General features: G+C 54.5%; 18 protein-coding genes and 1 tRNA gene. 10 read left to right on the top strand and 9 right to left on the bottom strand.

Going from position 1 to position 17395, the window contains the following annotated elements; all coding sequences use genetic code 11:
- Positions 1-453: 453 nt before the first annotated feature.
- Genes AC0L6A_RS09420 through AC0L6A_RS09410 form a run of 3 tightly spaced genes read right to left on the bottom strand, consistent with a single transcriptional unit; the run spans position 454 to position 2526 of the window.
- A complete protein-coding gene (locus tag AC0L6A_RS09420; RefSeq protein WP_473289521.1) occupies positions 454-975 on the bottom strand; it encodes a gamma carbonic anhydrase family protein in 522 nt (173 codons plus the stop codon).
- On the bottom strand, positions 972-1628 hold the full coding sequence (gmk, locus tag AC0L6A_RS09415) for a guanylate kinase (protein ID WP_473289519.1): 657 nt from the start codon (positions 1626-1628) through the stop codon (positions 972-974). Before gmk ends, AC0L6A_RS09420 begins: the two co-directional genes overlap by 4 nt.
- A gap of 4 nt (positions 1629-1632) precedes the next feature.
- Entirely contained in the window at positions 1633-2526 is an 894-nt protein-coding gene (locus AC0L6A_RS09410; RefSeq protein ID WP_473289517.1) for a YicC/YloC family endoribonuclease, read from the bottom strand.
- Between the two features lie 159 nt (positions 2527-2685).
- On the opposite strand from AC0L6A_RS09410, the gene AC0L6A_RS09405 reads away from it, so the two are divergent.
- Positions 2686-3510 (top strand): PAS domain-containing protein, encoded by an 825-nt coding sequence (locus tag AC0L6A_RS09405; RefSeq protein WP_473289515.1) that lies wholly within the window; start codon positions 2686-2688, stop codon positions 3508-3510.
- Between the two features lie 95 nt (positions 3511-3605).
- On the opposite strand, the gene AC0L6A_RS09400 is transcribed toward AC0L6A_RS09405, so the two are convergent.
- The gene (locus AC0L6A_RS09400) at positions 3606-4979 is read right to left on the bottom strand and encodes a class II 3-deoxy-7-phosphoheptulonate synthase (protein WP_473289514.1); all 1374 of its coding nucleotides are present in this window, start codon (positions 4977-4979) and stop codon (positions 3606-3608) included.
- Between the two features lie 238 nt (positions 4980-5217).
- Between AC0L6A_RS09400 and AC0L6A_RS09395 the strand changes: the two genes are divergently transcribed.
- From AC0L6A_RS09395 to AC0L6A_RS09355, 9 genes are all read left to right on the top strand, one after another.
- Positions 5218-6204 (top strand): GlxA family transcriptional regulator, encoded by a 987-nt coding sequence (locus AC0L6A_RS09395; RefSeq protein WP_473289512.1) that lies wholly within the window; start codon positions 5218-5220, stop codon positions 6202-6204.
- Positions 6201-6713, top strand: a complete 513-nt coding sequence (locus tag AC0L6A_RS09390; protein ID WP_473289510.1) for a GNAT family N-acetyltransferase — start codon at positions 6201-6203, stop codon at positions 6711-6713. The genes AC0L6A_RS09395 and AC0L6A_RS09390 overlap by 4 nt, the downstream gene beginning before the upstream one ends.
- A gap of 99 nt (positions 6714-6812) precedes the next feature.
- Complete coding sequence (locus AC0L6A_RS09385; RefSeq protein WP_473289508.1) at positions 6813-8003, top strand: ABC transporter substrate-binding protein; 1191 nt, start codon at positions 6813-6815, stop codon at positions 8001-8003.
- A gap of 88 nt (positions 8004-8091) precedes the next feature.
- Entirely contained in the window at positions 8092-8874 is a 783-nt protein-coding gene (locus AC0L6A_RS09380; RefSeq protein ID WP_473289506.1) for an ABC transporter ATP-binding protein, read from the top strand.
- On the top strand, positions 8871-9698 hold the full coding sequence (locus AC0L6A_RS09375; protein ID WP_473289504.1) for an ABC transporter ATP-binding protein: 828 nt from the start codon (positions 8871-8873) through the stop codon (positions 9696-9698). The genes AC0L6A_RS09380 and AC0L6A_RS09375 overlap by 4 nt, the downstream gene beginning before the upstream one ends.
- 3 nt (positions 9699-9701) lie before the next feature.
- On the top strand, positions 9702-10037 hold the full coding sequence (locus AC0L6A_RS09370; RefSeq protein WP_473289502.1) for a hypothetical protein: 336 nt from the start codon (positions 9702-9704) through the stop codon (positions 10035-10037).
- Complete coding sequence (locus AC0L6A_RS09365; protein WP_473289500.1) at positions 10037-11047, top strand: branched-chain amino acid ABC transporter permease; 1011 nt, start codon at positions 10037-10039, stop codon at positions 11045-11047. The genes AC0L6A_RS09370 and AC0L6A_RS09365 overlap by 1 nt, the downstream gene beginning before the upstream one ends.
- On the top strand, positions 11044-12399 hold the full coding sequence (locus AC0L6A_RS09360) for an ABC transporter permease subunit (protein ID WP_473289498.1): 1356 nt from the start codon (positions 11044-11046) through the stop codon (positions 12397-12399). Before AC0L6A_RS09365 ends, AC0L6A_RS09360 begins: the two co-directional genes overlap by 4 nt.
- Positions 12400-12402: 3 nt before the next feature.
- A complete protein-coding gene (locus tag AC0L6A_RS09355; protein ID WP_473289496.1) occupies positions 12403-12795 on the top strand; it encodes a nucleotidyltransferase family protein in 393 nt (130 codons plus the stop codon).
- Between the two features lie 185 nt (positions 12796-12980).
- Here the strand turns inward: AC0L6A_RS09355 and AC0L6A_RS09350 are convergent, their stop codons facing one another.
- The 5 genes from AC0L6A_RS09350 to AC0L6A_RS09330 all read right to left on the bottom strand — a co-directional run bounded on the left by AC0L6A_RS09350 (position 12981) and on the right by AC0L6A_RS09330 (position 17345).
- Positions 12981-13520, bottom strand: a complete 540-nt coding sequence (locus AC0L6A_RS09350) for a Hint domain-containing protein (protein ID WP_473289494.1) — start codon at positions 13518-13520, stop codon at positions 12981-12983.
- 542 nt (positions 13521-14062) lie between these two features.
- Complete coding sequence (locus AC0L6A_RS09345; RefSeq protein WP_473289492.1) at positions 14063-15196, bottom strand: cystathionine gamma-lyase; 1134 nt, start codon at positions 15194-15196, stop codon at positions 14063-14065.
- Between the two features lie 53 nt (positions 15197-15249).
- Positions 15250-15335 (bottom strand) — tRNA-Leu (locus AC0L6A_RS09340).
- A 76-nt stretch (positions 15336-15411) separates the two neighbouring features.
- Positions 15412-16764 (bottom strand): TRAP transporter large permease, encoded by a 1353-nt coding sequence (locus tag AC0L6A_RS09335; RefSeq protein WP_473289491.1) that lies wholly within the window; start codon positions 16762-16764, stop codon positions 15412-15414.
- Complete coding sequence (locus AC0L6A_RS09330) at positions 16761-17345, bottom strand: TRAP transporter small permease (RefSeq protein WP_473289489.1); 585 nt, start codon at positions 17343-17345, stop codon at positions 16761-16763. The genes AC0L6A_RS09335 and AC0L6A_RS09330 overlap by 4 nt, the downstream gene beginning before the upstream one ends.
- Positions 17346-17395: the final 50 nt, after the last annotated feature.

Here is a 17395-nt window from a genome sequence, read left to right as displayed (position 1 = left end):
TTTTCTTTCGCAATTTTACAGGTCTTCCAATTCAATCCAAAGCTCGTCTGGCGTTCAGTATTGACATCCAAACTGCACCCGTTGCGGTTTGAGGAGCGCACCATGACTATTGCATGACCTCACTGTGACAGTCGAAAATCAAAAGTTGCCTTACGATAGGCACCGCTCCCGACGATTGCCGGGTCTGCAATTAAAGATTGGTTACTGCAGCTGTTGTTCACGGCATGATCTGCAATAATCATATTTGTAATCTTCGGTACATATGGCTGGTTGGCCCCAATCCGGCGCGCTCGCCGCCTTTACCGAAGGTTTCAAACGCCGAGTGAAGCGATCTTAGACACTCTGTTTGGGGGGCTTGGATTAATTCTGATAAACAGTGTTGTAGCAAAGCCGACACTCATGCGCACTGCAGCATCGGTCAAAATGGGCTCAAAACAGACTTTGGACATCAACTCACCCGACAGCCTTCAACCCGGCCAAAAACCGCGCCGCATTCGCTTGATAGCCAAGCGCCGAGGCCTCTAGCCCCTTGATAGCCGCCGCATCCAACACGCGAACCACTTTGCCCGGCGCGCCCAGAACCATCGATCCATCCGGGATCACTTTGCCCTCTGTCACCAACGCCCCTGCCCCGATCAGACAGTTTTTGCCAATCACAGCGCCGTTCATCACCGTGGCGTTCATGCCGATCAGGCTGCCATCACCAATCGTGCAGCCGTGTAGCAGCACTTTGTGGCCAACGGTCACGTTCTTACCGATTGTCAGCGGAAAGCCCATATCCGTGTGGAAAACGCTGTTTTCCTGCACGTTGCTGCCTTCGCCCACCTCGATCAGCTCGTTATCCCCGCGCAGGGTCGATCCAAACCAGACCGAGGCTTTGGCTGCGATCCGCACTTTGCCAATCAGATTGGCGTCCGGCGCGATGAACGCATCTTCAGCAATCTCTGGGGCAATCCCGTCCAGTTCGTAAATCATACGCTTCCCTCTTCAAACTCGGATTGCAATTTGCGTACGTGGTCCAGCAGGCTTGGCTGTTGATTGCGGCGCTGACGGGTGGCTTCGACGATGGTAATCAATCGTTTCGCCGTTTCCTCTAGGTCGTCGTTCACCAGAACGTAATCATAGCTGCCCCAGTGGCTGATCTCGTCCCAGCTTTTCTGCATGCGCTTCTGGATCACGTCATCGCTGTCCTGCCCACGCCCAACCAGGCGCGATCGCAATTCGTCGATTGAGGGCGGCAGGATGAAAATCGATAAAGAATGCGAGGCCATGGACGAATTGCGGATCTGCACCTCGCCCTGCCAGTCCACATCAAACAGAACATCTTTGCCGCTTTCGATGGCTTTGCGCACGGGTTCTGCGGGAGATCCATAGAAGTTGCCGAAGACGTGAGCGTGCTCCAACATCTCGCCCTGAATAACCATTTCGCGAAAGCGGCTTTCGTCTACGAAATGATAGTGTTCGCCGTCTATTTCCCCGTCACGCGGCGCGCGCGTGGTGGCCGAGACCGAAAAGCTGAGCGTCGGATCCCACTCCATCAACCGTTTGGCCAAGGTTGATTTGCCAGCACCCGAAGGGGACGACAGGATGATAAGAAGGCCGCGGCGTTTGGTGTCAGGGGCGTTCATGGGGTCACTCCACGTTCTGAACTTGTTCGCGCATCTGATCAATCACGTGCTTCAGGTCAAGCCCTACGCTGGTCAGTTCGTTGAATTGTGCCTTGGAACACAAGGTGTTGGCTTCGCGATTGAATTCCTGCATCAAGAAATCGAGCTTGCGGCCTGCGGGCTCTCCTGCTTTCAGATGGGATCGCGCGGCGGATATGTGTGCCTTAAGGCGATCCAGTTCCTCGCGTACATCGGTTTTAACGGCGATCAACGCCAGCTCTTGCGCGATGCGATCAGGGTCAGCCCCTTCTGTGGCATCCATGATGCGTGCCATCGCGTCACGTAGCCCATCTGCCTGCGCCTGCGACCGGGCGTCAAGCAACCCTTCGGATTTTGAAACAAGCGTTTCAACGGTGTCGACTTGCCCCGACAGGATCGCCGCCAAAGACTGTCCTTCTTCAAGCCGCGAGGCTTTGAAAGCGTCAACCAAGGATGGGATTTGTTCCTTCAGCGCTTCGACCAAGGGCGCGCGGCTGTCAGCATCTGCGGCACGCATTTCGATAACGCCCCGAAGCTGCGCGATATCAGCGGCGGACACTTGGGATACCGGAAGCCCGCGCATTTCCGCCTCGGCCGCAATCGACGACAAGTGAGAAATCGCTTGCGCAAGACGGTCTGGATTTACAGCATATTGCCCGTCATCTTCGGGATGGGACACACGCAAAGTGACCGAAATATTTCCACGCGCGACGTTCTGTTTAAGGCATTTTCGCAGCTGATCCTCAACGCCATCCAGCCCATCTGGCAACCGAGTTCTAATGTCTAGCCCACGCGCATTCACCGATCTCAGGTCCCAAATCCAGGTAAATCCATTACGTTCACCTGTGGCGCTGGAGTATCCGGTCATCGAGTAAATCATGTTAGGTTAACCATTTGATAAGAATTCCCGCCAAATTCGATCTGAATGTGACATATTAAGACATCAGTAAGCATTACTTATATATTCGTTAACAAACGGTCACCGATTGAACAAGGATCAGACAGTATCCAAACGGGACCAAACTGCCGGGAACCTAAGATGAAAATCGACTATCTTCGAAACGGCAATGTCGTCTCATTGTCTTCGGCCCGTCAGGTTCAGAAGTTTAGTTCGATCGCGCAGGTCGAAGCATACTGGGACGGCCTACGGAATGGTCGCCTATGCCCAACCCGGCAAGAGGTCGATCCGCGAGGCATGGCTGGCGCATTGCACGAAGCCTTCATTCTTGAAAAGATCGCACCGGGACTGGCGCGCATCCGGCTTGCCGGTCAACACATGAATGATGTGCTGGACATGGAAGTGCGCGGGATGCCCATTTCTGTGTTCTTCACGACAGAAGCCCGAAAAGAGCTTCATCATGCGTTGGAGAATCTGTTTGATATGCCTTCTCAGATCACTTTATCGCTCGAAAGCGAAGGGCGCACTTTCCGTAGGGGACAAGAAGCCCAAATGGTTTTGCTTCCCCTGCGTGATGAAAGCGGTCTGATCACGCGTGCTCTTGGGGCATTGCAAGTCAGCGGCGAACTGGAGCGCGGACCGCAAAGGTTCACCATCCGCTCGGTCGACGTTACACCCATCGTCGTGGATGACAAGAACGCGCCGACCGATGATCAGGTAAAGAAAAGCTATCAAGCCGGAACGAAATCCGTAAACCCACATCAGCAAGTAGTAAATCAACGTTTAGGCACGCGTCCGCGCGGGCTTTCTGGTCATGTGTTTCGCGAACCAAAGAGTTTTGACGGCGACACGTCGGGTGAATTTGCGGAAGCGCGCCGTCACTTTGATCTTGGTGATGTGCATGAAACATCTACGGACCAAGTGAACGCGAAGGTCACCCATCTTAAGCTGATCAAGACCGATTAACTTTGCCATGTGTGGAAGGGGCGTTTCACCTCTTGGCAAGAAAAAACGCCCCGGTTTCGGCCGGGGCGTTTTTGGATTCTGACTGTGTCTTTGGCTTAGCTGGCTTTCGCCGCCAATGCATTCCCATTGCGCATGGAAGACAGCTCTTCCGCGACAAGGAACGCCAGTTCCAGCGATTGGCTGGCATTCAGGCGTGGGTCGCAGGCGGTGTGGTAGCGATCCGACAAATCTTCGTCGGTCACTGCGCGTACACCACCGGTGCATTCGGTGACGTCCGAACCGGTCATCTCGAAATGCACACCACCGGGGACCGAGCCCTCGGCCTTGTGAACACCAAAGAACTCCTGAACTTCGCGCAGCACGCTATCGAATGGACGTGTTTTGTAGCCCGAAGCCGATTTGATCGTGTTGCCATGCATTGGATCACAGGACCAAACGACATTCGCGCCCTCTTCCTGCACGGTCTTGATCAGCCGCGGTAGATGTTCAGCAACATTTCCAGCCCCGAAACGCGCGATCAGGGTCAAACGGCCAGGATCGTTTTCCGGGTTCAACTTCTCAAGCAGCACCTTCAGATCTTCAGCCGTCGTGGTTGGACCACATTTCAAACCAATCGGGTTGATCACACCACGCAGGAATTCGACATGCGCACCGTCAGGTTGACGGGTACGGTCGCCGATCCACAGCATGTGACCTGAACCGGCCACGGTTTTACCAGTTGTGGCGTCCAAACGGGTCAACGCTTCTTCATATTCAAGCAACAGGCTTTCGTGCGACGTGTAGAAATCTACCGTCTGCAAGCTGTGCATTCGGTCAGCAGTGACACCTGCGGACTGCATGAAATCGAGACTGTCCTGAATACGCTCGGCCATCGCGCGGTATTTCTCGGCCTCACCCGATGCGGTGAAATCCAACGTCCACTTATGCACCTGATGCACATCCGCCAGACCGCCTGTCGAAAAGGCGCGCAGAAGGTTCAGCGTGGCCGCTGACTGAGTATAGGCCTGCAGCATCTTCTGTGGATCAGGAATGCGCGAGTCCGAGGTGAAATCCAGCTCGTTGATGATATCACCACGGTAGCTGGGCAGTTCCACACCATCCAACGTTTCAGTCGGGGCCGAACGCGGCTTGGCGAACTGACCGGCCATGCGGCCGACTTTGATCACGGGCACTTTAGCGCCAAAGGTCAGAACCATGGCCATCTGCAGCATAACTTTGAACGTGTCGCGAATGCCATCTGCGGAAAAATCCGCAAAGCTTTCTGCACAGTCGCCGCCCTGCAAAAGGAACGCTTCTCCGCGCGATGCACGGCCAAGCTGTTCACGCAAACGCATGGCTTCGCCGGCAAAAACCAGTGGCGGATACTTTGCAAGTTGCGCCTCGACCACGGCCAATGCGGCCGGATCGGTATAGTCTGGCATCTGTACCCTTGGCTTATTGCGCCAGGTCGACTTGTCCCACTCCGTCATGGTTTTTCTCCGTAAACTATAGTTCTTCGCCCTCTTTTCCGGGCAAGACCTCTTCTACCGCGACAAACGCTTGCGTGCAAACAGTGTTGTACAACTTGATTTTGGCGTAAATCTCTCATCGTTTGTCGCATTCTTATTGGTGCGGTATGATTGATAAAAAAGCGACTTGCTGTAGGGTCGTAAAACTGCTGAATTCGTCGCTAGCTTTATTGAACCCAGAAAGCAAAGGGTGAGTCGTATGACCAATCTCTCGGAGAAAAATGAACAGGCCACGCGCCGGTTCGTTTTTGTGCTGGTTGACGGATTTACTCTGCTTAGTTTTGCAGGAGCGATTGACGCGTTGCGCATTGCCAATCGGGCAAGCGGTCAAAAGCTTTATGATTGGAAAATCCTGACCGAGGACGGCAGCGAAGTTAAGTCTTCCGCAGGGCCAAGCTTTCTGGCCGATGGTCCGCTGGAAGAGCTTCGGCGCGATGATACATTGGTGCTGGTGTCAGGTGTCGATGTTAAAAACAACTGCAGCACAAAGCTGTTGAACTGGTTGCGGCGCGAAGCGCGTCGCGGGGTTCGCATGGCTGGCCTGTGCACGGCGGCTCATATCTTGGCCAAAGCTGGATTGCTGAACGAAAAGCGTGCCACGATCCACTGGGAAAACCATGACAGTTTTTCAGAGGAATTCGATGAGGTCGAATTGACCAAACGAGTCTTTGTGGTGGATGGAAAGGTCATGACAGCTGCTGGCGGAACCGCAGCGATTGACTTGATTTTGAAGATTATCGCGGAAGATCAAGGCGAGGATGTCGCCAATGTGGTGGCCGATCAGCAGATTTACACCACAATTCGAACGGAAAGCGACAGCCAACGTCTGTCAGTGCCAACCCGGATTGGTGTTCGGCACCCCAAGCTCAGTGACGTTATCCGCAAGATGGAAGCAAATATTGAAGAGCCGATCTCGCCTTCCGTGCTTGCATCCGAAGTCGGCATGTCGACCCGCCAGTTAGAACGCCTGTTCCGTCGCTATCTTAACCGCTCTCCCAAACGCTATTACATGGAGCTGCGCCTTCAAAAAGCGCGCAACCTTCTGATGCAAACGGATATGAGCGTGATCAATGTCGCGCTGTCTTGCGGTTTCTCAAGCCCCTCGCATTTCTCAAAATGCTACCGGTCGCATTATGACACCACCCCCTATCGGGAACGCGGGAGCCGCGGTGTTAAACCAGCGTGATCATTAAGACTGATCGCCTAGTACTTCGTCCACCAAGCTTGGATGATGTCCAAGCGCTGCACCAGATATTTTCGGACCAATCTGCAATGGCTTATTGGAGCCACCCCGCGCATACGAGCCTGAAAAGAACACAGGAGACATTGGACGGTATGATCGCGTCCTACGCCAAAACCGGGTTGGAATATATCCTTGTGCATAACGGGCAAGTGATTGGCAAAGCCGGACTTTGGCGCATCGCCGAGATTGGCTATATCTTACATCCCGATTTTTGGGGACGCGGGTTAGCCAGTGAAGCGCTGCAGTGCATTATTGGCGCTGCTTGGGAAAAGCACCCTGCCCTGTCCAAGATCACAGCCGAAATTGATCCCAGAAATACTGGATCAAAGCGACTGTTGGCGCATCTGGGGTTTCAGCTGACGCATTCTGCGCGCGCGACAATCAAGATCAACGGAGAATGGTGCGACAGTGAATACTTTGCGCTTGCACGACCCAAGAATGACGATCCGTAAAGCCGGTGGTTTTTTGCCGAATTCCTTTGGTTCGGCCTTTTCTTTTTCGAAGCTCGCGCCTAGGGTCAAACCCGGAATTTTCCAATTGGGAGAACAATAATGAAGAAACTTTTGCTGGCCACTGCGGCCACCGCACTGACATGTGGCGCAGCCTTCGCTGACGATCACGCTGTCAAAATCGGCGTTCTGCTGGGCTTCACCGGTCCACTGGAAAGCCTTGCTCCGCCCATCGCTGGCGGCGCTGAAACCGCAATCAAAGAAGTCAGCGAAAGCGGCAAGTTCATGGGCGGCAAAGAAGTCATGGCTGTTCGCGGCGACTCGACCTGTGTTGACTCGGCTGCTGCAACCGCTGCTGCGGAACGTCTGGTCACTGGTGACGGTGTTGCCGGTATCGTTGGCGCCATGTGTTCGGGCGCAACCGGTGCAGTTCTGACCGGTGTTGCAATGCCAAACGGTGTGGCTCAGGTTTCGCCCTCGGCGACATCGCCTGCTCTGTCCACGCTGGAAGACAACGGTCTGTTCTTTCGTCTGGCCCCGTCAGATGCCCGTCAGGGTGAGCTGATGGCAGACATCATCATGGGCAAAGGCATCAAATCGGTTGCTTTGACCTACACCAACAACGACTACGGCAAAGGTCTGGCTGACAGCTTTGCTGCTTCGTTTGAAGCGGCTGGCGGTACAGTTACCATCAACGCTGCACACGAAGATGGCAAAGCCGACTACTCGGCTGAAGTTGGTGCACTGGCTTCGGCTGGTGGTGATGCACTGGTCGTCGCAGGCTATTCAGACCAAGGTGGCGCAGGCGTCATCCAAGGTGCTCTGGATTCCGGTGCATTTGACATGTTTGTCCTGCCCGACGGCATGGTTTCGGACGCTCTGACTGAAAAGTTCGGCGCGGATTTGGACGGTTCGTTCGGTCAGCACCCTGCTTCGAAGAACGACGGCGCAGGTGCGTTGGAAGCTCTGCTGGCAGATGCTGGTATCGACGGCAAATCAGTCTATGCAAAAGAAGGCTACGACTCGGCTGCTGTTCTTCTGCTGGGCATGCACAAAGCTGGCTCCACAGACGGTGCTGCTGTTGCAGCAGCGATCACTGAAGTTGCGAATGCCCCCGGTGAGCCGATCGGCCCCGGTGAACTGGCAAAAGCGCTTGAGATCCTGTCGAACGGCGGTGACATCGACTATGTTGGTGGTTCGGACGTTGAGCTGGTCGGCGCTGGCGAGAGCGGCGGAAGCTACCGTGAAGTCGTCATCGAAGGTGGCGAGTTCAAGGAAGTTGGCTTCCACTAAATTGACTTTGATTAAAGTGAAGCAGCCCGGTTTTTCCGGGCTGTTTCTGTAAGTTACGCCGCTAACTTAAGGTGGCAGGAGAGCACATATGATCGTCATCGAGGATGTCCACAAGCAATTCGGCGGATTTCGTGCTGTCGACGGGGCAACCATGACCATCCAAGAGCAGTCCATAACAGGACTGATCGGACCCAACGGCGCAGGCAAGACAACTCTGTTTAACGTGATCGCTGGCGTGTTGAAGCCCACTTCGGGGCGGATCACGATGGCGGGCGAAGACATTACCGGCCTGCCCCCACACGAATTATTCCACAAAGGCCTTCTGCGCACGTTCCAGATCGCGCATGAGTTTGGATCGATGACCTGCCGTGAGAACCTGATGATGGTGCCCGGTGGTCAATCCGGCGAACGGCTTTGGGACACTTGGTTTGGCCGCAAAAGGATTGCGGACGAAGAACGTGCGCTGCGCGCCAATGCGGATGAAGTGCTTGAATTCCTAACGATTTCTCACATTGCTGACTTGCGCGCGGGTGAGATTTCGGGCGGACAAAAGAAGTTGCTAGAGCTGGGCCGAACCATGATGGTGGACGCCAAGATCGTCTTTCTGGACGAAGTTGGCGCAGGCGTGAACCGCACGCTGCTTTACACCATTGCAGACGCCATCAAACGTCTGAACGAAGAGCGCGGCTATACCTTTGTCGTGATCGAACATGACATGGATTTCATCGAGAAAATCTGTGACCCGGTGATCTGTATGGCCGAGGGCAAAGTGCTGGCCGAAGGCACGCTGGCCGAGATTAAAGCCAATGAACACGTGATCGAAGCCTATTTGGGCACGGGTTTGAAAAATAAAGACAAGGTGGGCGCATGAGCGGCAATCCCTATCAGGAAAATCGCGGCAATAAAGACGCCTCGATCACCAATCCCAAAGGCCAAGGCACCTTGATCCCGGCAACTGGGACGGATCAGGCTGTGCACACAAAAGATGCCTTTCTGATTGGTGACAGTATGACCGGCGGTTACGGCAAGAACGGCCCCGATATTCTGCATGACTGCACCATTGCTGTGGAGAAAGGCGAGATTGCAGTCATTGTCGGCCCCAATGGTGCTGGCAAGTCGACAGGCATGAAAGCCGTATTCGGCATGTTACATCTACGACAGGGCGCGGTTCGGCTGGATGGCGAGGACATTACGAACCTTGCCCCTCAGGCGCGCGTGCGCAAGGGCATGGGTTTTGTCCCGCAAACAAACAACATCTTTGGCTCGATGAGCGTGGAAGAGAATCTGGAAATGGGTGCGTTCATCCGCGAAGACGGCGTGAAAGAAACCATGGAACAGGTCTATGACCTTTTCCCGATCCTGCGCGAGAAACGCAACCAGCCCGCAGGCGAGCTTTCTGGTGGGCAGCGTCAACAGGTGGCCGTGGGCCGCGCGTTGATGACCAAGCCGACCGTTTTGATGCTGGACGAACCCACCGCTGGCGTCAGCCCCATCGTGATGGACGAACTTTTTGACCGGATCATTGAGGTTGCCCGTACGGGCATCTCCATCTTGATGGTGGAACAGAATGCACGCCAAGCGCTTGAGATCGCAGATAAAGGCTATGTCCTGGTTCAAGGACGCAACGCGCACACTGGATCGGGAAAAGAGCTTCTGGCCGACCCAGAAGTCCGCCGATCGTTCTTGGGGGGCTAAGGAATGCGTTTGATTATACCGCTGACTGTCGCGCTTCTTCCGCTGCCCGCCTTCGCGCAGGAATGCTTGTTTGTAACCGAATGCTACGAAGCTGACGCCTGTCAGGAAACCGCCTTCTCACTGACCGCTGACATTGATGGGGAACTACTGATCACTGATTTCGGAGACCTCACCATCATTGCCGCCAAAAAGACTGACGCATTGACCACGATTTTCGCCACCGGCGACGGCGCTGAATACCTTTTGTCCCGCAATGGGGATACCGCGCGCTTTACGGCGCATGCCAATGATGGCCCAACGGTGATCACCTATCTGGGCACCTGTAAGGGAGAGTTCTGATGGACTTTCTAAACGCGATTGTCGCGCTTTCCAATTTTGTACTGATCCCCGCCATCGCCTATGGCAGCCAGTTGGCGCTTGGCGCGCTGGGGGTCACGCTGATCTATGGCATCCTGCGGTTCTCGAACTTCGCACATGGCGACACGATGGCATTCGGGGCGATGGTGACGATCTTGTTCACTTGGTGGTTTCAGTCGATGGGACTGTCTATTCACCCACTTCCCACCGCCCTTCTGGCCCTGCCCTTCGGCATCGCGGTCACCGCGCTTCTTTTGATCCTGACGGACCGGACGGTTTATCGCTTCTATCGACGGGTCAAAGCCAAACCGATTGTGTTCGTCATGGCCTCGATGGGTGTGATGTTCATCATGAACGGTGTTGTGCGCTTTATCGTTGGCCCCGGAGAGCAACGATTTGCGGATGGTGCGCGCTTTATTATCAAAGCGCGTGACTTCAAAACGGCCACGGGTCTCAGCGAGGGTTTGGCGTTCAAGACAAGCCAAGGCATCACCATCGTTACCGCAATCATCGTTGTGGCTGTGCTGTTTTGGTTCCTGAACCGCACACGCACCGGAAAATCCATGCGCGCCTTTTCCGATAACGAGGACTTGGCGCTTTTGTCAGGCATCAACCCCGAACGGGTGGTGATGATCACTTGGATCATCGTGGCTGCCTTGATCACAATCGCGGGCACGCTTTATGGGTTGGACAAAACATTCAAACCGTTCACTTATTTCCAACTGCTTCTTCCAATATTCGCGTCTGCGATCGTTGGCGGATTGGGAAGCCCACTTGGGGCCATCGCTGGCGGCTTCGTCATCGCGTTTTCAGAAGTCACCATCACTTATGCATGGAAGAAAATCGCGGTCTATCTGTTGCCGGAAAGCCTGGAACCTTCCAGCCTCGTGCAGTTGATGTCCACAGACTATAAATTCGCAGTCAGCTTCGTGATCCTGATCGTCGTGCTGCTGTTCAAACCCACCGGTCTTTTCAAGGGGCAATCGGTATGAGCCAGTCACTTCGTACTCCGCTTCTTTTTGCAGCTGTCGCGCTGTTGTTCATCCTTCAGGGATCAACGAATTGGTGGATTTTCGCAGGCAGCTGGAATGCCTCATTAACCATCCTGAACATGGCATTGATTTCGGCCATCATGGCGCTTGGAGTGAACCTTCAATGGGGCTATGCGGGGCTGTTTAATGTCGGGATCATGGGGTTCGTCGCCTTGGGGGGATTGGCCACCGTGCTCATTTCCATGCCAACGACGCCCGGCGCATGGTCGTCGGGTGGTGTCGGCATCGTAGTTGGACTTTTGATCGGCGGCGCCACCGTGGTTCTGACCGTTTTGCTTCGCAGTCGTATGCCTGCTGGACGTAACCGCGTTCTTGCCACCATTGCGATGTTGGTTGCGGGGTTCTTCCTGTATCGCTTCATTTTCGATGCGGGAGTTTCTGGCGTCGAGGCTATCAATCCAGCGCAAACCGGATATCTTGGCGGCCTAAACCCCGGTGGTCCGGACAATTACAAAGCGCACGGCTACATGACCATTCTGGCATGGCCGGTCGGGGGTCTATTGGCCGCTGGCGTTGCTTGGATCGTCGGCAAGACGGCGTTGGGTTTGCGGTCAGATTATCTGGCAATTGCGACGCTGGGGATTTCAGAGATCGTAATTGCCGTGATCAAGAACGAAGATTGGCTGGCACGTGGCGTTAAGAACGTCATCGGCCTGCCCCGCCCCGTTCCGTACGAAGTTGATCTGCAACAAAGCGCGGACTTCATTGCCCGCGCAGACAGCCTTGGGATCAACACCACCACCGCATCGACATTGGCGGTGAAACTGTCCTATTCCGCTCTGTTTACAGTGGTGCTGATCGTCCTGATCATTTTGGCGCAGCTTTCCCTGAATTCGCCTTGGGGCCGCATGATGCGCGCCATTCGCGACAACGAAGTCGCAGCACAAGCGATGGGCAAGGACGTCACAAAACGACACTTGCAGATATTTGTGCTTGGTTCGGCCTTGTGTGGGCTGGCAGGCGCGATGATGACCACGCTGGACGGGCAATTCATACCCGGAACATATCAACCTCTACGCTTCACCTTCCTGATCTGGGTGATGGTGATTGTTGGTGGATCTGGCAACAACCTTGGATCCGTCCTTGGTGCCTTCTTAATCTGGTTTTTGTGGATTCAGGTCGAGCCGATTGGCCATTGGTTGATGTCCGTTGTCACAATGGGGCTTGATGAAGGCTCTGCACTGAAAACCCATCTTCTAGATTCAGCTGCGCATATGCGCCTGTTCTCGATGGGGATCGTATTGCTTTTGGTTTTAAGGTTCAGCCCTCGTGGTTTGATCCCGGAAAAGTAAATCATGTCGGCGGCTGACATTGCCATAGTGCTTTTGGCCGCCGGCCAGTCCCGCCGAATGGGACAAGACAAGCTGATGCGTAAGCTTCCATCTGGGCATCGCCTTGTTGAAGATCGTATCGAGATGATCAATCAAGCAGGTTTTGTCCCCTATGTTGCTGTCCCAAAGGGCAGCAGTATTCAACAGGTCGTGGAAGGAACACAGGCGATCTGCGTTCAGGTTCCCAGTGACGCGCAGGGGATGGGGCACAGCCTATCGACGGTGGTGAAAGCTCTACCTTCAACGCCGACCAACATCATGGTTGTGCTGGCGGACCTGCCAGATACTGACGGCAAAGGATCTGACATCCATCTTGGACGCTTTCGATGGCCAGTCGATCCTGCGCGCGACCACTAACGATGGCAAGGCAGGACATCCCGTCGTCTTTCCGGTGCGGCTACGGCCGGATATGGAAAAGCTGTCAGGGGACACTGGGGCCAAGCATGTGATGTCGTCAGAGCACGTGAGACTTCATCCGTTGCCGAATAAGAATGCCCTACTGGATTTAGATACCCCAGAAGAATGGCGTGCTTGGGAAGCGTCTAAGCTGAAAAAATAACGCTGGCTTCGCGACGGTCAATCACCAGATGTTCGCGAAGATACGAGGCGATGCCACGCTGACTGCGCAGTCTAGGAAGGGCTGCCAAAATCTCATCAGCAGCTTCGGGTGCATCGCGACGGATAAGATCAATTTCCGGGATCAGGCTTTCCACCCAATAGTCACCGCAACGGATCATTTCAGTTTTATCCAACAGGATATGCACCATCATTGGCGCGACGCTTTCATCAACGTCTGCCTGATCGAGATCTGCCAGCATGTGGGCCGCACAAACTACTTGCGGTTCGCCTGTCAGCATTTCGCAGTAAGGATGATCAATCAGGACAAGGCTTCCGGGTGTAAGAAGAGCACCGGATTGTCCATCAGACAATTCAGGAAAACGAACTGGTGCGGCGCGTTGGGTTTTGGTGATCGTCGAATGACCCAACCAGCGGATTGGAACGAAACGGCCTTTTAGCGTCTTAATCTCGTCACCGACCTGCAAATCACGCGCAGCGACCGGACCACGTGATGTTTCGACCATTGTATTGGCTGATACACCAGATAGGGCAACACCAAGTTTTGCGCGACGGGATTCATTTTGCGCTGAGACAGAAGCCTCGCTGCGCACCACCGGAACCCCCGGCCACGAAACGCTCAATTCGTCCTCATTTTTATAGTCACGAAGTACCAACTGTTAACTCACAACTCGCCATTTACGGACTGGGTATACAGAATTCCAGTTCTCATTAAGGGGAATATAAACGAAAATAATGCCCAAAGTGTGAAAATGATCAAAAGAAGAGCAACCGACCGGGTTTTTTCCGGCTTTTGACATTCGGGCAAGTATCCATCGATTTTCCAGAACAGTTAACACTTAGTTTTAATGATACTTTTATTGATCTGCGGAGTGTAGCCAGCAGTGGTTTAATCACCATACTGCTTCTAAAAATGTTCTGATCATCTAGGTGAACACACTTTAAAGCACACAACCCACTCGCATTCATAGTCACGCATAAGTGCAAGGCCATCTATGGTGGTACAACCGTTAACGCCGTTAATAATTATGGCGACAAGTGGGCATAGCTACTGTCCATCAATCTTATCTAAGGAATCAGTTAAGTCTTGGCGCAACGCATCGATTGGCTCACAGCCGATCGACAGCCTGACATAGCCCGGTGATACATCGTCCCCCCAACGAGCCCTACGTTCTGCAGAGCTGTGAACGCCTCCGAAAGACGTTGCGGGTCTTAGGAAGTGACACCCATCGATGAACTGCTCGGCACGGTCTTCTGATCCAAAATCCAGTCCGATCAGAAACCCAAATCTTTCCATTTGTGACGCGGCAAGATTGTGGGAGGGATCGGTGGGCAGCCCCGGATAGCGGACAGATTTCACCGCCGGATGATCCGCAAGGACCGGGGCCAGTTGCTCTGCCGTGTCGCACATTCTGGCGAAGCGCAGCTCAAGTGTTTCAAGCCCACGATAAAGCGCCCATGCTGCATGAGGCGAGGGTATCGCCCCCGACATCTTCCGCCAGTTTTTAACACGTTCCAGAAGCGCTGGATCACGGGTTGTGACATGCCCCATCAACAGATCGGAGTGACCGCCTGGTGCTTTCGTATCAGACGCCACGACCACATCAGCCCCCAGATCCAGCGGGCGCTGTCCAAAGGGGGTCATCGTGGTGTTGTCGACAATTGTGATCCCACCCGCGACCCGAACCTCGGCACAGATTGCGCGCAGGTCGCATAGATCCAGCCCCGGGTTGGACGGTGTTTCGATGAACACCACATCAAAATCCTGAAACCCACCTTCGGAAAACTGCGCTGTTGCGCGTTCGTGCACGTCGACACCAAACGGTGCTAGAAACTCTGACGACAAAACGCGTGTTACGTAATATCCGTCGGACGGCACAAGAAGGCGCTTTCCGGATGCAAGGCTCGCAAACAACGCGGCCGAGATCGCAGCCATGCCCGACGGCAGTGCCACACAAGGCGCATCTTCAAGAATTGCCAGCGCCTCTTCCAAGGCTTCCCACGTGGGATTGTCGACACGGCCATATCCCGGCGTATCCGCCGGCTCACCCGGAAGATGGAACATCGAACTGGTGGTGATCGGAAGCGCAATTGGATCCCCCTTGGACAAACCCTGTCCACGGTGGTGCAACAGCTGCGCTGCGCGTTTCATCGAATTGAGATCTTTGGAAGAATCGTTCATGTCAAACTCCGGCCTACCACCGGAGAACATGTATCACGAATTCGGCGGGAAATTGGTGCCCAAGGTGGGAGTCGAACCCACACGCCCGTGAAGGCGGGGGATTTTGAATCCCCTGCGTCTACCATTCCGCCACTTGGGCACTGTTTGGGTGAGATACCTAAGCCACGGGGCAAGGTCAACGGCATTTCCACCCCTGCCCCGTGCATTTTTTCACGTCAGAATAACACCCCGACCAACCACAGTGTTATCCCCGGGAATGACACCAGAACAACCACGCGGATCAGGTCCGAAAGGACAAAGGGGGCAACGCCGCGATAGGTCGCGCTCATTGGGATATCCTGCGCCATCGAGTTGATGATGAAGAGGTTCATTCCAACGGGTGGCGTAATCAATCCAACCTCAACAACGATCAGAGCCAAGATACCAAACCAGATGCCAGCCTCCTCCGGTGTCAGCCCGAAATCCAGAACCTCGATGATCGGATAGAAGATTGGAATGGTCAGAAGGATCATCGACAAGCTGTCCATGACGCAGCCGAAGATCAGATAGGCCACCAGCATCAACGTCAACACCAACAAAGGCGCATAGCCTTGCGCAGTCACCCACTCGGCCAACATCTGCGGCGCTTGGGTGAAGGCAAGGAACGAATTGAATATCTGAGCACCCAACACGATGAAGAAGATCATCGCGGTGGACTGTGCGGTTGCCAGAACGCTATCCAGGAACCCTTTCCAGGTCAGCCCGCCGGTCATTACCCCGTATACCCCGGTTGCCACCGCACCAACTGCTGCGCCCTCGGTAGGCGTGAAGAGAGCCTGAACACCGGATTTCGTCCAGTTCCAGTCGCCAGCGATACCGCCCATCACAAGGCCGAAGATGACTACGACGGGCCAAATAGACAGAAGTGTTCTGAAGCGATGAGCGTAAGGCACGCGTTCGGCTGTTGTCGCGCTGTCAGGGTTGATGCGCACCATTACCGCAACGGTCAGCATATAGCCCAGGGCTGCAAGGATGCCGGGCACCAATGCCGCGATGAACATTTTCACGATGTTCTGCTCGGTCAGGATCGCGTAGATCACAAGGATGACAGACGGTGGGATCAGAATACCCAACGTGCCACCAGCAGCCAAAACACCGGTCGACAACGCGTCGGAATAGCCACGTTTGCGCATTTCCGGCAGAGCCACCTGCCCCATTGTAGATGCAGTTGCCAGCGACGAGCCACAAACAGCCCCGAAACCCGCACAAGCGCCAACTGCAGCCATGGCCACACCACCCTTACGGTGACCCAACCAATCAGAGGCCGCGTTGAACAAAGCCCCAGACATCCCGGACTTTGTCGCAAACTGCCCCATCAGTAGAAACAGAGGCACGATTGACAGCGAGTAGCTGGAAAACGTGTCATAAGAGAGTGTCTTAAGCTGGCTCAACGTCACCGATGGACGCCCCATCATATACCAGATGCCAAAGAACCCGGTCAGGCCCATGGCCAAGCCGATAGGCAGACGCAGGAAGATCGCCAAGAGCATTAACGCAAAGGCGACAATCGCAAGTTCAATACCGGTCATACGCGTTGTTCCTTACCGTCGAGAACCCAATTGAAAGATCGCCACATCGTGTAGACTGCGACGACAAGGAAGAAAGCAGCGCCAATCAGGCAAAGGCCAAAGGGTATCCACAAGGGGACCTCAAGCTCATAGGTGCTTTCTGCGAAGAAAGGCTTCGATCCCATGCCAAACACAGAACGAACCGCATCCGATCCAAAGGGAAACTTCTCTCCGAAGCCCAACCAAAGACGCCACAGGATGATGAGCGCTGCTCCGGTCAGGAACAGATCACCAATGAAACCAAGCAGGGCTTGAATGCGTTCTGGAAACCGCGTGATGAAGATGTCGACAGTGACGTGGCCACGTTTGTACTGACACCAGGGCATGAACGCGAAGACGGCAATAGCGCAGCCCATCTCGACAATTTCAAAGTCACCTTTGACGGGTGACAGGCCATAGCCTGACAGCGCGCGTCCGATGATCGAAACCACTGTGGTCATGGCAATGCCAACCAACACTGCTCCGCCCGAATACGCCATCCAGCGGCTTAGGAATTCCATGATACGCCCCACGCGGAGCTCGGCAGATTTCGCGATCGCCACAGCGTTCCCCCCTGTTTACCCCTTGCTGCGCAGAATTGGGCAGCAGCGAA

It is taken from the genome of Aliiroseovarius sp. D2-2 (assembly GCF_055809455.1).
This window is presented reverse-complemented; position numbering and strand designations above follow the sequence as displayed.

What these genes read in the sequence shown, in the direction of transcription:
- AC0L6A_RS09380 (WP_473289506.1), top strand. Translation starts at nt 8,092, where the DNA reads ATGATCGTCATCGAGGATGTCCACAAGCAATTCGGCGGATTTCGTGCT.
- AC0L6A_RS09410 (WP_473289517.1), bottom strand. Translation starts at nt 2,526, where the DNA reads ATGATTTACTCGATGACCGGATACTCCAGCGCCACAGGTGAACGTAAT.
- AC0L6A_RS09355 (WP_473289496.1), top strand. Translation starts at nt 12,403, where the DNA reads ATGTCGGCGGCTGACATTGCCATAGTGCTTTTGGCCGCCGGCCAGTCC.
- AC0L6A_RS09420 (WP_473289521.1), bottom strand. Translation starts at nt 975, where the DNA reads ATGATTTACGAACTGGACGGGATTGCCCCAGAGATTGCTGAAGATGCG.
- AC0L6A_RS09370 (WP_473289502.1), top strand. Translation starts at nt 9,702, where the DNA reads ATGCGTTTGATTATACCGCTGACTGTCGCGCTTCTTCCGCTGCCCGCC.
- AC0L6A_RS09365 (WP_473289500.1), top strand. Translation starts at nt 10,037, where the DNA reads ATGGACTTTCTAAACGCGATTGTCGCGCTTTCCAATTTTGTACTGATC.
- AC0L6A_RS09360 (WP_473289498.1), top strand. Translation starts at nt 11,044, where the DNA reads ATGAGCCAGTCACTTCGTACTCCGCTTCTTTTTGCAGCTGTCGCGCTG.
- AC0L6A_RS09385 (WP_473289508.1), top strand. Translation starts at nt 6,813, where the DNA reads ATGAAGAAACTTTTGCTGGCCACTGCGGCCACCGCACTGACATGTGGC.
- AC0L6A_RS09345 (WP_473289492.1), bottom strand. Translation starts at nt 15,196, where the DNA reads ATGAACGATTCTTCCAAAGATCTCAATTCGATGAAACGCGCAGCGCAG.
- gmk (WP_473289519.1), bottom strand. Translation starts at nt 1,628, where the DNA reads ATGAACGCCCCTGACACCAAACGCCGCGGCCTTCTTATCATCCTGTCG.
- AC0L6A_RS09375 (WP_473289504.1), top strand. Translation starts at nt 8,871, where the DNA reads ATGAGCGGCAATCCCTATCAGGAAAATCGCGGCAATAAAGACGCCTCG.
- AC0L6A_RS09395 (WP_473289512.1), top strand. Translation starts at nt 5,218, where the DNA reads ATGACCAATCTCTCGGAGAAAAATGAACAGGCCACGCGCCGGTTCGTT.
- AC0L6A_RS09400 (WP_473289514.1), bottom strand. Translation starts at nt 4,979, where the DNA reads ATGACGGAGTGGGACAAGTCGACCTGGCGCAATAAGCCAAGGGTACAG.
- AC0L6A_RS09405 (WP_473289515.1), top strand. Translation starts at nt 2,686, where the DNA reads ATGAAAATCGACTATCTTCGAAACGGCAATGTCGTCTCATTGTCTTCG.
- AC0L6A_RS09335 (WP_473289491.1), bottom strand. Translation starts at nt 16,764, where the DNA reads ATGACCGGTATTGAACTTGCGATTGTCGCCTTTGCGTTAATGCTCTTG.
- AC0L6A_RS09350 (WP_473289494.1), bottom strand. Translation starts at nt 13,520, where the DNA reads ATGGTCGAAACATCACGTGGTCCGGTCGCTGCGCGTGATTTGCAGGTC.